General features: G+C 65.3%; 15 protein-coding genes. 8 read left to right on the forward strand and 7 right to left on the reverse strand.

The window, feature by feature from the left end; all coding sequences use genetic code 11:
• Positions 1–58 precede the first annotated feature (58 nt).
• From Q9R31_RS01595 to Q9R31_RS01605, 3 genes are read left to right on the forward strand one after another with little or no spacing between them, the layout of a single operon-like run.
• Positions 59–1,342: a magnesium transporter MgtE N-terminal domain-containing protein gene (locus Q9R31_RS01595; RefSeq protein WP_056334647.1), complete on the forward strand. Its 1,284-nt coding sequence runs from the start codon at positions 59–61 to the stop codon at positions 1,340–1,342.
• The gene (locus Q9R31_RS01600) at positions 1,326–2,027 is read left to right on the forward strand and encodes a DUF1003 domain-containing protein (RefSeq protein ID WP_311261017.1); all 702 of its coding nucleotides are present in this window, start codon (positions 1,326–1,328) and stop codon (positions 2,025–2,027) included. The genes Q9R31_RS01595 and Q9R31_RS01600 overlap by 17 nt, the downstream gene beginning before the upstream one ends.
• Complete coding sequence (locus tag Q9R31_RS01605; RefSeq protein ID WP_311261018.1) at positions 2,024–3,166, forward strand: Mrp/NBP35 family ATP-binding protein; 1,143 nt, start codon at positions 2,024–2,026, stop codon at positions 3,164–3,166. Before Q9R31_RS01600 ends, Q9R31_RS01605 begins: the two co-directional genes overlap by 4 nt.
• 27 nt (positions 3,167–3,193) lie before the next feature.
• Here Q9R31_RS01605 and Q9R31_RS01610 read toward each other — a convergent pair whose 3' ends face one another.
• From Q9R31_RS01610 to sigE, 3 genes are all read right to left on the reverse strand, one after another.
• Positions 3,194–3,592, reverse strand: coding sequence for a Sec-independent protein translocase TatB (locus tag Q9R31_RS01610; protein ID WP_311261019.1), 399 nt, complete (start codon positions 3,590–3,592; stop codon positions 3,194–3,196).
• 69 nt (positions 3,593–3,661) lie between these two features.
• Positions 3,662–4,558: an anti-sigma factor gene (locus tag Q9R31_RS01615; protein ID WP_311261020.1), complete on the reverse strand. Its 897-nt coding sequence runs from the start codon at positions 4,556–4,558 to the stop codon at positions 3,662–3,664.
• A 7-nt stretch (positions 4,559–4,565) separates the two neighbouring features.
• Complete coding sequence (gene sigE, locus Q9R31_RS01620; RefSeq protein WP_311261021.1) at positions 4,566–5,180, reverse strand: RNA polymerase sigma factor SigE; 615 nt, start codon at positions 5,178–5,180, stop codon at positions 4,566–4,568.
• 229 nt (positions 5,181–5,409) lie between these two features.
• On the opposite strand from sigE, the gene Q9R31_RS01625 reads away from it, so the two are divergent.
• On the forward strand, positions 5,410–6,042 hold the full coding sequence (locus Q9R31_RS01625) for an O-methyltransferase (RefSeq protein ID WP_311261022.1): 633 nt from the start codon (positions 5,410–5,412) through the stop codon (positions 6,040–6,042).
• A gap of 57 nt (positions 6,043–6,099) precedes the next feature.
• Here Q9R31_RS01625 and Q9R31_RS01630 read toward each other — a convergent pair whose 3' ends face one another.
• The 4 genes from Q9R31_RS01630 to Q9R31_RS01645 all read right to left on the reverse strand — a co-directional run bounded on the left by Q9R31_RS01630 (position 6,100) and on the right by Q9R31_RS01645 (position 9,068).
• Positions 6,100–6,267 carry a DUF3117 domain-containing protein gene (locus Q9R31_RS01630; protein ID WP_009357720.1) on the reverse strand — a complete coding sequence of 56 codons (168 nt, stop codon included), beginning with the start codon at positions 6,265–6,267 and terminating at the stop codon, positions 6,100–6,102.
• A gap of 233 nt (positions 6,268–6,500) precedes the next feature.
• Positions 6,501–7,757 (reverse strand): hypothetical protein, encoded by a 1,257-nt coding sequence (locus Q9R31_RS01635; protein ID WP_311261023.1) that lies wholly within the window; start codon positions 7,755–7,757, stop codon positions 6,501–6,503.
• The gene (locus Q9R31_RS01640) at positions 7,754–8,242 is read right to left on the reverse strand and encodes a DivIVA domain-containing protein (protein WP_311261024.1); all 489 of its coding nucleotides are present in this window, start codon (positions 8,240–8,242) and stop codon (positions 7,754–7,756) included. The genes Q9R31_RS01635 and Q9R31_RS01640 overlap by 4 nt, the downstream gene beginning before the upstream one ends.
• Positions 8,243–8,285: 43 nt before the next feature.
• Positions 8,286–9,068 (reverse strand): TIGR00730 family Rossman fold protein, encoded by a 783-nt coding sequence (locus tag Q9R31_RS01645; RefSeq protein WP_311261025.1) that lies wholly within the window; start codon positions 9,066–9,068, stop codon positions 8,286–8,288.
• Between the two features lie 104 nt (positions 9,069–9,172).
• Between Q9R31_RS01645 and Q9R31_RS01650 the strand changes: the two genes are divergently transcribed.
• The 4 genes from Q9R31_RS01650 to Q9R31_RS01665 all read left to right on the forward strand — a co-directional run bounded on the left by Q9R31_RS01650 (position 9,173) and on the right by Q9R31_RS01665 (position 12,459).
• Complete coding sequence (locus tag Q9R31_RS01650) at positions 9,173–9,928, forward strand: amino acid ABC transporter ATP-binding protein (protein ID WP_311261026.1); 756 nt, start codon at positions 9,173–9,175, stop codon at positions 9,926–9,928.
• 71 nt (positions 9,929–9,999) lie between these two features.
• Positions 10,000–10,887 carry a glutamate ABC transporter substrate-binding protein gene (locus Q9R31_RS01655; RefSeq protein WP_311261027.1) on the forward strand — a complete coding sequence of 296 codons (888 nt, stop codon included), beginning with the start codon at positions 10,000–10,002 and terminating at the stop codon, positions 10,885–10,887.
• 85 nt (positions 10,888–10,972) lie between these two features.
• Complete coding sequence (locus Q9R31_RS01660) at positions 10,973–11,623, forward strand: amino acid ABC transporter permease (RefSeq protein WP_018768597.1); 651 nt, start codon at positions 10,973–10,975, stop codon at positions 11,621–11,623.
• Positions 11,620–12,459, forward strand: a complete 840-nt coding sequence (locus tag Q9R31_RS01665) for an amino acid ABC transporter permease (RefSeq protein WP_311261028.1) — start codon at positions 11,620–11,622, stop codon at positions 12,457–12,459. Before Q9R31_RS01660 ends, Q9R31_RS01665 begins: the two co-directional genes overlap by 4 nt.
• The last annotated feature ends 43 nt before the right edge of the window (positions 12,460–12,502 follow it).

The following is a 12,502-nucleotide window of genomic DNA, read 5'->3' on the forward strand; positions in this document are numbered from 1 at the left end:
AAGGTGGGTGCTGCCTGTAAATTCAGCTAAAAGAGAGCAGACTCGGTAGCCTGTAGTGGTGAGTACAACACCTACCCGCGTCTTCGTGGCGCGCCTCCTGGGCCTCGATGTTTTCGACCCCTTGGGCGACCGGCTGGGCCGGCTGCGCGATGTTGTTGTGCTGTCCCGCGGGACCCAGGGAGCCCCCCATGTGGTGGGCATCGTGGTGGAAGTACCGGGAAAGAAGCGGGTCTTCGTGCCCATGACCCGCATTACCTCGATCGACCAGACGCAGATCATCTGCACGGGGCTGGTCAACCTGCGCCGGTTTGAACAGCGCGGCGCCGAAACGCTGGTGGTCGCCGAAATGTTCGACCGGCGGGTGACCCTCCGTGACGGCAGCGGCGACGCCACCATCGAGGACATCGCCATCGACCAGCACCGGTCGCGCGACTGGTTCGTCAGCAAGCTCTTTGTCCGGCGTGGCCATTCCCTCTCCCCCTTGAGCCGGCTGCGCCGGAACGAGACCCTGATCATTGACTGGGCGGACGCCCAGCAGGGACCCCGTACCGAGCCGCAGGCCGCCACCCAGTTCGTGGCCAACCACGAGGACCTCAAACCCGCAGACTTCGCCGAGGCGCTGCAGGAAATGAGCGACAAGCGCCGTTTCGAAGTGGCGAGCGAACTGCAGGACGAGCGGCTGGCCGACGTCCTCCAGGAACTGCCGGAAGACGACCAGGTGGAAATCCTCTCCGCCCTGGATGTCCAGCGCGCCGCGGACGTCCTGGAGGAGATGGATCCCGACGACGCCGCCGACCTCCTGGGCGAACTCCCCTCCGCCCAGGCGGAGGAACTGCTCCAGCTGATGGAGCCCGAAGGCGCCGAGGACGTCCGCCGCCTGCTGGAATACGACGAGGACACCGCCGGCGGCCTGATGACTCCGGTGCCGGTCATCCTGCCGCCGGAAGCCACCGTGGCCGAAGCCCTGGCCCACGTCCGGCGCGAAGAGCTCTCCCCCGCCCTGGCGTCGTCGATCTTCATTGCCCGGCCGCCGCTTGAAACACCGACCGGCCGTTTCCTGGGCGTGGTGCACATCCAGCAGCTGCTGCGTTTCCCGCCGTTCGAGGCATTGGGAAACCTGGTGGACAAGAACCTCGAGCCGTTGTCCGACCAAGCCCACATCAGTGAAGTGGCGCGGACCCTGGCTACCTACAACCTGAACTCCCTCCCCGTGGTTAATGATGCGGGCCGGCTTGTGGGGGCGGTGACTGTTGATGACGTATTGGATCACTTGTTGCCGGACGACTGGCGCGCCCATGATGGCGAAGCCCCGATAAGAAGGCTGGGTGGCCGCATTGGCTGATAACAGCGCTCCGAAGAACCCCAACCAGCGGAACCTGGCCAATACGGAATCAAAAGGCAGTCTCGACACACCCCTGAGCGCCCGTCAGCGGATCCTGCCCAAGTTCTCCCCCGATCCGGACGCGTTCGGGCACGCCACAGAGGGCTTTGCCCGGTTCATGGGCACGCCGCAGTTCCTGGTTTACATGACGGTGTTCTGCATCTTCTGGCTGGGCTGGAACACGTGGGCGCCCGTCGAGTGGCAGTTCGACTCGAGGGACCTGGGCTTCACCCTGCTGACCCTGATGCTGTCACTGCAGGCTTCCTACGCCGCACCCCTGCTGCTGCTGGCGCAGAACCGGCAGGATGACCGGGACCGTGTCTCGGTGCAGCAGGACCGCCAGCGCGCCGAACGCAACCTGTCCGACACCGAATACCTGACCCGGGAGCTTGCCTCCCTGCGGATCGCACTGCGCGAGGTAGCTACCCGCGACTACGTCCGGGCCGAGCTGCGCTCACTCCTTGAGGATCTGCTGGAAGCCCAGGAGGAGCTGCGTACCCATGACGACACCGGACCCGGTTCGCACGAATCCCCGCGGGACAAAGTGAAAGACAAACTGCGCGAACAGCGGGACCGGCAGCGCAGCCCGCGCACCCAGCAGATCCCCCGGGTGAAGCCCGGCCACTCCACACAGGACCGTTCATGACCGAACCCATTGCCGGCACTCCGTTGGCTGATGCAGTCAACACTGCCCTGGCCACAGTGATCGACCCCGAGCTCCGGCGTCCCATCACCGAACTGGGCATGGTGGATTCCGTCCAGGTTTCCGACGACGGCAAGGTCACCCTTGCGGTCCTGCTCACCATCGCCGGCTGCCCGCTGCGGGACACGATTACCGCCGATTCCCAGAAGGCCCTTTTCGCCGTCCCCGGCGTCACCGCCGTCGACGTCGAGCTCAAGGTGATGAACCAGGCGCAGCGCGATGCCCTCAAGGAAAAGCTGCGCGGCGCCGGCGGCCAGCGCAGGATCCCGTTCAACGAACCCGGTTCCCTCACCAGGGTCTATGCCGTGGCCAGCGGCAAGGGCGGAGTGGGCAAGTCCTCGGTCACCGTCAACCTGGCAACGGCCCTGGCTGCCCAGGGCCTGCGCGTGGGCATCGTGGATGCGGATGTCTACGGCTTCTCCGTGCCTGCGCTGATGGGTATCACGCAGGCACCCACGCAGGTGGACGACATGATCCTTCCCCCGGTGGCCTACGGGGTGAAAGTGATCTCCATTGGCATGTTCGTGACCGGCAACCAGCCCGTCGCCTGGCGCGGACCCATGCTGCACCGGGCCTTGGAACAATTCCTCACCGACGTCTACTTCGGCGACCTGGATGCCCTGTTCCTGGACCTGCCGCCGGGTACGGGAGACATCGCCATTTCCGTGGCCCAGCTGCTGCCCAAGGCCGAAATCCTGGTGGTCACCACCCCCCAGGCGGCAGCTGCGGATGTTGCCGAACGAGCCGGTGCCATCGCCACCCAGACGGGGCAGAAGATTGCCGGCGTCATCGAGAACATGTCCTATTTGGAGATGCCCGACGGCGGCCGGATGGAACTTTTCGGAAGCGGCGGCGGGGCGGTCCTCACCGAACGCCTCAGCGCCACGGTCGGGGCGGAGGTGCCGTTGCTGGGCCAGATTCCCCTGGACATCCAGCTGCGCGAAGGCGGTGACTCGGGGGTTCCGATCATCCTGGGGCAGCCCGGTTCGGCGGCGGCTCTCGCGCTGGCGGGCATCGCAGGGCAATTGGCCGCCAAACCCCGCGGGCTTGCCGGACTGAAGCTGGGGCTGCAGCCCCGCTGACCGGGCCGGAACTCCCGGCGCGGAACCCTAGGTGGCTTCGGTGTCGAACGGGGCGGTATCGCCCGGTGCCAGCCGCTGCACGACTCTTTCGGGCCGTTGGGGGGCCGAATCCGCCGCGGCGCCTGAAACCGCTGCCACGGCAGCCGGGGCTCCTGAGCTGACGGGCTTGGTATCGTCGTCGAGCAGTGCTTCCTTGATGATGCGGCGGGGATCGTACTGGCGCGGATCGTATTTCTTCCAGTCGACATCGTCGATGTCGATGCCTACTTCTTCCTTGATTTGTTCGCGCGCGCCGGAAGCCATACGGCGGAGTTCCTTGACCAGGTTGGCCAGCTTCTGGGTGTATTCAGGCAGCCGCTGGGGGCCGATCACGAGGACGCCAATGATCAGCAGAAGGATGAACTCCGGGCCGTTGATTCCAAACACTTTAGGAAGATTACCCTCTCCGGGCTGCGAGTGACGATTCCCGTCCGAGGGACGGGGAAACAGTCCGTGTCATTGGGTGAACAGGGCCGCAATCTTGTTGATTCCGCGCTCCAGCCGTGCCTCCAAGGGCTCCGCGGCAGGCGTTCCGGATGGTTCGGGAACGGCCGCGTCCACCCCTTCTGCCGCGGTGTCGGCAAACTGTTTGAGGATCGGCAGGGCATCATCGGCCTGCTCCGGGGGCAGGTCGGACCGGTAGGTGATGGTGAGGCCGGCCGCATGGTAGGTGGCGGACCAGGGAGAGTTGCCCGATACCTGCAGTTGGGCATCTTGAGGGGCTGCAGCGGCCTGAGCACTGTCCGAAGGCGGCATGGCGTTGTTTGCCGTTCGATGATCAACCGGGTGCTGTTCCGTGATGGTGGCGTGATGGGTGCCGTCAGTGAGCCGCAGCTCCACCGCAGGTTGCCCGCCGACCACCAGCGCCCTTGCGGCTTCAAGGTGGAATCCCATGGCCTGCAGTTCAGGACACGCCCATCCCTCGGACCGCAAGGTGGCCAGTTGCGCAGCGGTCAAGGTGCGCCCGTCGGCGGGGGTCTGGGACGAAACGTGCGAAAAGGCCGCTTCGGTTCCGGCCGGTTCCCCGCCCACCGGGTCTCCTGCTGCCGTGAAGGCCCCTACGGCCAACACACCGGCCGCTGCCATGGTTCCGCCCGCGGCGAGGCCAAGAGCCCGCGCAGCCACGCGGGACGTTCCGCCTTGATGCGCAGGCGCGGGCGGCTGGGCAGCCAGTTCGTGCGTGCGTGCCAGCAGCCGCGCCGTCAGGTCCTGGCTCGCCGGCGGGATGGGGGCCTCGCGCAGACGCTCAAGGTACTGCCGTTCCCGGCGCACGGCTGCAGCACACTCCTGGCAGGCCTCTAGGTGGCTGCCGGTGCGCTGATGCCTGCCGCCGAAAGGAAACTGGGACCTCATGTGCCGTTCAGAGGATGCCGGCGATGCGCGGCATCGCAAGCTTGCGCCGGGACTGCTGCGGGCGGGGGTCGCGGTGGGCCAGCTTTTCGCGGAGCATGGTCCTGCCGCGGTGGATGCGCGAGCGGACAGTGCCCAGCTTCACGCCCAGGGCCTCGGCGACTTCGTCGTAGGACAGTCCCTCGAGGTCACACAGGACCACGGCGGCCCGGAAGTCCGGCGGAAGTTCCTCCAGCGCGGCCTGCACGTCCAGGTCCAGGTTGTTCAGCTCGAAGCTCTGCTCCGGCCCCGGCTCACGGCCGGGCAGCCGGGACTCCGCATCCTCCGCCAAGGCGTCGAAACGGATGCGGGTCTTCCGCCGGGCCTGGTCAAGGAACAGGTTGGTGGTGATGCGGTGCAGCCAGCCATCGAGTGTTCCGGGCTTGAAGTTCTCCAGCGACCGGAAGACGCGGACGAAGACCTCCTGGGTGAGGTCCTCGGCGTCGTACTTGTTGCCGGTCAGGCGGTACGCCAGCCGGTAGACCTTTGCGGAGTGGTTGGTGACCACTTCTTCCCAGGTGGGACGGACCCACTCATCGTCGGGATTGTGTACTGCAGGGACAGGTGCCACAACTGAAGATGACATCGTCCACTCCCCTCGTGGAATGCTAACGCCCGGATACTGTTGACATCTCTAATTCGGCGCCGGTCACCTTTTGGATGAGCGGATATCAATCATGTCAAACTTGGCTGGGAATTTCCTGACCGCCGGCAAACTTCAGCCTTGGGCGCAACGCCTGCATTCCCGGTCAGCCGGGCAGGACACAGTACGCTTGAGGAGACATTCCCCCCTTACGCCCAGAAAGCGATAATTCATGAGCGCCGACAAGTCCAGCAGCTGGTCCTATGCAGAAGATCTGCCCGCTGAGGATGAGGTTATGCTGCGGGCCCGGGAACGTTCATTTGAATTGGGAGTAAGCGCCATCAGCCCTGGCGTCGGCGCGGTCCTGACCGTGCTGGCCGCCGCCTCCAAAGCCCAGACCGCAGTCGAGATCGGCACCGGCGCCGGCGTCTCCGGCGTCTGCCTGCTGCGGGGCCTGGGCCCGCACGCCGTCCTGACCACCATCGATGTGGACGTGGAACACCTGAGGGCCGCCCGTGAAGCGTTCGCCGAGGCCGGAAGTCCCGCCAACCGTACCCGCACCATTTCCGGCCGCGCGGGCGACGTCCTGCCACGGCTCACCGATGGCGCCTACGACCTCGTCTTCATCGACGCGGACAAGCCGGGCCTGCCCGGCTACGTGGAGCAGGCCACCCGTCTTCTGAAGCCCGCTGGACTGCTGGTCATCAATGACGCGTTGGACAAGGACAAGGTAGCCAACCCAGCGGGCCGGGAGGCAACCACGGTGGTCCTGCGCCAGGTGGGCAGGGCAATCCGCGACGACGACCGGCTGGCTTCCGCAATGCTTCCCACCGGAGACGGCCTGCTGGTGGCCGTCAAGAAATAAGCGTCGCCAAAAGGACGGGGTGCGCAGCCTCCGGGCTGCGCACCCCGTCCGGCACGACTATTCGGTAACGCCTACCAGGCATTCCTTAAGATTGGCTGCTTCGGCAGCGTTCAGTTCGACCACGAGGCGGCCGCCGCCTTCGAGCGGGACGCGCATGATCAGGCTGCGGCCCTCCTTGGTGACTTCCATTGGGCCGTCGCCGGTGCGTGGTTTCATAGCCGCCATGAGGAATTCCCCTCCATTTTGTCCCAGGACTAATCAGCCCGGGCGGGCTGTGTCCGCATGTCGATCAGGCCGCTATGGCGGCGGTGGTGGTTCCACCGCCAAGGCTGCACGTTTTCTGAATGCTTTGTCCTTGCTTACCTATCATTATCGCGTAATTACACGTGCGTAGCTAATCGATGGACATTTCCATCGGCGTGTTATTCCCGGCCTGACCTGCGCGAAAGCCGGTTTTCTCAGGGCGGATAGTCCCCACCGCCGGGCAGCTGGGCCCAGGCCCACAGCCACACGATCCAGACGATCTGGAGCAGCAGGAACATCACCACCACCGTCCCCCGGTAAGCCTTGGACCTGGACAGGAACACCGCGCCGAGGGCCAGCGGAAACAGCGGCATCAGCATCCTGAAGGTGCTGGTTTGCGGGTGGAGGAACGCCAGCAGGTATCCCATGTAGCAGGCACACCAGAGCCGCAGTTCACCGCCGAGCCGCACCACAGGGGGAAGGAACAGCATCGCAACGAACAGTGCCACAAAAACCAGGGGGGCAAGGAGGCCCAGCACGGGACCTAAGAGATCAACGCCGGAGTCGAACCACGGCTTGAAGGGGACCAGGTCCTGGCCCCGCCACACAGTTTCCGTTTTGGTATAGGCCTCCGGGTCACCCGTCGCTGCCCAGGCCGCGGCGGGCCAGGCCAGCGCGGAGATGCCCGCGACGGCGGTGAGCCCGGCCAGTGCTGCGAGGTCCCCGTTGGAATGGGCTGCTTCATCCCGGCTGCGGTTTCGCCCCTTCCGGATTTGCGCCACGGCGCGGGAAACCAGCAGCAGCCCCGCCATGGCGGCGAAGGGAACGCCGACCGGCCGGGACAGACACAGCAGGAACACCACCGGGATGGCCCACAGGTACTGCCGGCGCATTACCAGCAGCAGGGCCGCGGCGAGCAGCAGGAGGGACAGCGGTTCGGCGTACGGGACCTGCAGCACGGCGGAGACGGGGAACGTCGAAAAGAAAGCCACGCCCCACATGGCCGGCGCGTGCGGAGCCTTCTGCCGGAAGAGCGCGTACACCACCAGGGCGGCCGCCCAGCCGGCCAGCATGGCGACCAGGGTGAGCGAGGCGGCAGGATTCAGGCCGGTCAGGCGGCTGAGTCCACCGGCCAATGCGGGAAAGAGCGGGTAGAAAGCCCAGGTATTTTCCTGCACATTGCCAGCGGCATCCGTGGGAAGGACGGACGGGTAGCCGTCGGCGATAACGCGTGCGTACCAGCGGGCATCCCAGATATTGATGAAGTTCCAGTAATCAGGCTTCGGCGGGAACCAGGGGTTGGCGCCCTGGTGGAGCGCCGCGGCCATGAAGATGCAGGCGGAGACCAGGCGTGCGCCGCCGTACAGGGCGGTGACCTGGAGCCACCACGGCCAGTTCCGGACGGCGGAAGCCATCCGCTGGGCCATCGTTCCGGCGGAGGCCAGCGGGTTGCGGCGGGCCACGGTGCTCACACGCCACCCTTTCCCTGGGCGGCAACCTCGTCGGCAGCCGGGTTTCCACTGTCTCCCGCTTCGGTTTCCGTCCCCGTTTCCGTGCCGGTTTCCGGGCCCGGCTGTTGCGGCGCCGTGACGCCTGCCGCGGGTCCGCCGTCGGAAGCCTGCTCCCCGGCCTGCTCCCTGGCAGCCAGCCGGACACGAAGCTCAGCCAGCTCCACATCTCTCGCGGCCAGCTGGTCCCGCAGCTCGTCCAGGACCTGGTCCACCTGGTCCATCCGGTAGCCGCGCAGGCCAAGCGAAAAGCGCACCTGTTCAACGTCAGCGGGACCGGCACGGTCGGGCAGCAGCACGGGCGGAAGGTTGGCGGGCGGCTCTTCGAATCCCCCGTCCAACAGGGCGGGCAGCGCTGCCCCGCCGGTGTTGCGGGAGCGCCGGCCCAGGCCGGCCCAAAGGACGGCCGCCACCAGCACGACGGCCAGGAAAACGAGGAAGAAGCTCACGGTTCCATCGTGCCAGACCGGCGGCCCGGACTTTCGCCTGCGGCTACTCCGGCCGCTGCTCCCCGTTCAGGGAAGGCGTCACTCCACCATGCAGGACCCGGTCCACGGCCTCCGCGGGATCATCCACGAGCTGGATGAGGTCCAGGTCCTTCTCCGAGACCATTCCCTCCGCCACCAGGGTGCCCCTGATCCAGTCGATCATCGGACCCCAGAATGCGACGCCGAGGAGCACGATGGGAAAGGACGTCACCTTGCGCGTCTGGACCAGGACCATGGCCTCGAACAGCTCATCCAGCGTGCCCAGGCCGCCGGGCAGCACGATGAAACCCTGCGCGTACTTGACGAACATCGTCTTGCGGGCAAAGAAGTACCGGAAGTTGATTCCCAGGTCCACCCACTGGTTCAGGCCCTGCTCGAACGGCAACTCGATGCCAAGGCCAACGGACACACCGTTGCCTTCCACGGTTCCCCGGTTGGCGGCCTCCATGGAGCCCGGACCGCCACCGGTGATTACGGCCACCCCGGCTTCGGCGAGCTTGCGGCCCACCTCAACGCCCATCTCGTAATACTGGCTGCCGGGTTTGGTCCGGGCCGAGCCGAAGACGCTGACCGCTTTTCCGATGTCTGCAAGGGCACCGAACCCTTCGACGAATTCGCTCTGGATCCGCAGGACCCGCCACGGGTCGGTGTGGACGAACTGGCCCGGCCCCTTGGTATCGAGCAGGTGCTGGTCCGACATTTCCACGGCCGCCTGTTTGCGGCGCAGCTCAAGGGGCCCCTTACGCCGCGGCTGGGAATTCTTGGCCGGATCTGCATTGATACTCATTCCCCTAGGCTAACCTCCCGATCCAGGTATCTCTTGAATCACGATCAGCAGGAACTTGGGGTGATTGGCGTCATAACGCGCCGTTGTTCGCTAGATTCGTTCCTATGACTACTCATGTGCCCGGCGATGCCCTCGTCTCCCTGAACGCCGTTAATAAGCATTACGGCCAGTTGCACGTTTTGAAGGACATCAACCTGCAGGTCCGCAAGGGCGAGGTTGTTGTGGTCATCGGACCCTCGGGCTCCGGTAAGTCCACCCTCTGCCGGGCCATCAACCGCCTGGAAACCATCGAGGGTGGAACCATTAGCATCGACGGGAAAATCCTCCCCGAGGAAGGCAAGGAGCTCGCCCAACTCCGCGCCGACGTCGGAATGGTTTTCCAGTCCTTCAACCTGTTCGCCCACAAAACGATCCTTGAGAACGTGACCCTGGGGCCCGTCAAGGTCAAGGGCGTTTCCAAGGCAGCCGCGGACAAGGACGCCATGGCCCTGCTCGAACGCGTGGGCGTGGGCCACCAGGCTCCCAAGCTGCCGGCCCAGCTCTCCGGCGGCCAGCAGCAGCGCGTTGCGATTGCCCGCGCCTTGGCAATGAAGCCGAAGGTCATGCTGTTCGACGAGCCCACGTCCGCCCTGGACCCCGAAATGATCAACGAGGTCCTGGATGTCATGGTCCAGCTGGCCAAGGAAGGCATGACCATGATCGTGGTCACGCACGAGATGGGCTTCGCCCGAAAGGCCGCGGACCGCGTGGTCTTCATGGCGGACGGCCAGATCGTGGAGGACGCCACCCCGGAGGAGTTCTTCACCAACCCGAAGAGCGACCGCGCCAAGGACTTCCTGTCCAAGCTGCTCACCCACTGAATTACCGAACCAACCACACGTCAGTTCGCATCCAGGCCGCACAACCCACGGCCACCAATGAAAGGAATGTCATGAAGGCATTTATGTCCAGGCGGAAATCCTTCGTCGTGGCAGCTACAGCTGCCCTTGCCCTGTCCCTCAGCGCCTGCGGCGGCGGGGACACCGGTGGCTCCAGCAACCCCAGCCCGGTCGAGAAGCCGTCGTTCGCTGCCGGAACCACCATGGCAAAACTGTCCTCCGCCGGCACGGTAAAGATCGGCACCAAATTCGACCAGCCGCTGTTCGGCCAGGTTGGCCTGGACGGCAAGCCCGTCGGTTTCGACGTTGAAATCGGCAAGCTGATCGCCGCCAAGCTGGGCATCCCCGCGGACAAGATCGAATGGTCCGAGACCGTCTCGGCCAACCGCGAGCCCTTCATCGAGCAGGGCAAGGTGGACCTGGTCATCGCCACCTACACCATCAGCGACAAGCGCAAGCAGGTTGTCGACTTCGCCGGCCCGTACTACGAAGCCGGCCAGGCCCTCATGGTGAACAAGGACAACGACTCCATCAAGAAGCCTGAGGACGTCAAGGGCAAGAAGGTCTGCTCCGTGACGGGCTCCACGCCCGCCGCCACCATCGTGGACAAGTACGGCGCAGAACTGGTTCCGGCCGCCACCTACTCCGCCTGCCTTGAGCCGCTGCGCAACAAGCAGGTTGAAGCCGTGACCACTGACAACGTGATCCTCGCCGGCTTCGTCGACAAGGAGCCGGACGCCTTCAAGCTTGCCTCCGAGGAAACCTTCACCAAGGAGCCTTACGGCATCGGCCTGAAGAAGGGCGATACCGAGTTCCGCAACTGGATCAACGACCAGCTGGAATCCTTCGACAAGGACGGCTCCTACAAGAAGGCCTGGGAAGCCACCGCAGGTTCGGTCATCAAGACCGCACCCAAGCTCCCGGCCATCAACCGTTACTAAGTAGCGTCCGCCACGCTGCCGGGGCCGCACAACGGCCCCGGCAGCACAGCCTTCAATCCGTCCACGCTTACAGCCGAAGGATCTTATGGACGTCATCTTTGAAAACCTGCCCCTGTACTGGGAGGGTTTTCTCCGCACTCTTTTCCTGTCCGTCGTCTCCGGTATCTTCGCGTTGATCCTTGGCACCCTGCTTGCCGCGGCACGCGTCTCCCCGGTCGCGGCGCTCCGCGGTTTCAGCACCGTCTACGTGGAAGTCCTCCGCAACACCCCGCTGACCATCGCCTTCTTCTTCGCAGCAGTCGTACTCCCCCGCATCGGGGTCAAGTTCGAGCAGTTCGAGATCGCCGCGATCATCGCCCTCAGCACCTACACCGCCGCGTTCATCGCCGAAGCTGTCCGCTCGGGTGTCAACAGCGTGCCTGTCGGCCAGGCCGAGGCAGCACGCAGCATCGGCATGAAGTTCGGCCAGGTGCTCTCGCTCATCATCCTCCCCCAGGCACTGCGGACGGTGATCCCGCCGCTGATCAACATCCTGATCGCGCTCGTCAAGAACTCCTCCGTGGCCGGCGCCTTCTTCGTCCTGGAGCTTTTCGGCTACGGCCGGCAGCTGGCCAACGCCAACGGCGACGCCGTGATCACCGTCCTGCTGGGCACGGCGTTCTTCTATCTGCTCCTCACCGTTCCGCTGGGGATCCTCGCCAACACGGTGGAACGAAAGGTGGCGATTGCCCGATGAGCTCCGTTCTCTACGATGTCCCAGGCCCCAAAGCACGCCGGGTCTCCCTCATTGCCTCCATCATTGGGGGCCTGCTGATTCTCGGCCTCCTGGCCTGGGTGGTCGCGATTCTTGCCCAACAGGGCATCTTCGAGGGCCGCCGCTGGCAGATCTTCACCCGCGCCGACGTCTGGCGCCTGCTCGGCAACGGGCTCGGATCCACGCTTTCCGCGGCGGCACTCGCGGCGGTCATCGCGTTCCCCCTGGGCCTGATGCTCTGCCTGCTGCGCATTTCGGACGCCGCAATCATCCGCGTGCCCATGCGGATCATCCTGGAATTCCTGCGCGGCATGCCCGTGGTCCTGATGATGCTCTTCATCCTGCTGGGCTTCGGGACCTCCGCGTTCATCGCCGTCGTAACCGGCCTGGTGCTCTACAACGCCGCGGTCTTTGCCGAGATCATCCGCGCCGGCATCCAGTCCCTGCCCAAGGGACAGCGGGAGGCCGGCCTGGCCATCGGCCTGACCAGCTACAAGTCCCGCATGCTGATCGAGCTGCCGCAGGCGATCCGGCGCATGATGCCCTCGCTCGTGGCGCAAATGGTGGTGCTGCTGAAGGACACGTCGCTTGGCTACATCGTGGCGTACGGCGAGCTGCTGCGCGCCGTCCAGGTCATGGCGGACTTCCTGGGCACGCAGTACCTGTTCCCGATCTTCTTCGTGGCGGCGGCCATCTACATCGCCATCAACATCTCGGTCTCACGGATTGCCGTGTGGATCGAGCGCCGGGGCTCCAAGAAGGCCGCCGGCGGTGTGGCGAAAGCCGAACTCGACGCCCTGGAAGCCGCGGCCCCGTAGCTTCCGAAAGCTCACAAAAGGAAAGGTCCGGCAACTCCCGTGG

Source organism: Pseudarthrobacter sp. BRE9 (assembly GCF_031844305.1).
Taxonomy (GTDB): domain Bacteria; phylum Actinomycetota; class Actinomycetes; order Actinomycetales; family Micrococcaceae; genus Arthrobacter.

Coding starts and splice junctions, on each gene's coding strand:
- Q9R31_RS01605 (WP_311261018.1), top strand. CDS start 2,024: ATGACCGAACCCATTGCCGGCACTCCGTTGGCTGATGCAGTCAACACT.
- Q9R31_RS01615 (WP_311261020.1), bottom strand. CDS start 4,558: ATGAGGTCCCAGTTTCCTTTCGGCGGCAGGCATCAGCGCACCGGCAGC.
- sigE (WP_311261021.1), bottom strand. CDS start 5,180: ATGTCATCTTCAGTTGTGGCACCTGTCCCTGCAGTACACAATCCCGAC.
- Q9R31_RS01625 (WP_311261022.1), top strand. CDS start 5,410: ATGAGCGCCGACAAGTCCAGCAGCTGGTCCTATGCAGAAGATCTGCCC.
- Q9R31_RS01630 (WP_009357720.1), bottom strand. CDS start 6,267: ATGGCGGCTATGAAACCACGCACCGGCGACGGCCCAATGGAAGTCACC.
- Q9R31_RS01645 (WP_311261025.1), bottom strand. CDS start 9,068: ATGAGTATCAATGCAGATCCGGCCAAGAATTCCCAGCCGCGGCGTAAG.
- Q9R31_RS01650 (WP_311261026.1), top strand. CDS start 9,173: ATGACTACTCATGTGCCCGGCGATGCCCTCGTCTCCCTGAACGCCGTT.
- Q9R31_RS01655 (WP_311261027.1), top strand. CDS start 10,000: ATGAAGGCATTTATGTCCAGGCGGAAATCCTTCGTCGTGGCAGCTACA.
- Q9R31_RS01660 (WP_018768597.1), top strand. CDS start 10,973: ATGGACGTCATCTTTGAAAACCTGCCCCTGTACTGGGAGGGTTTTCTC.
- Q9R31_RS01665 (WP_311261028.1), top strand. CDS start 11,620: ATGAGCTCCGTTCTCTACGATGTCCCAGGCCCCAAAGCACGCCGGGTC.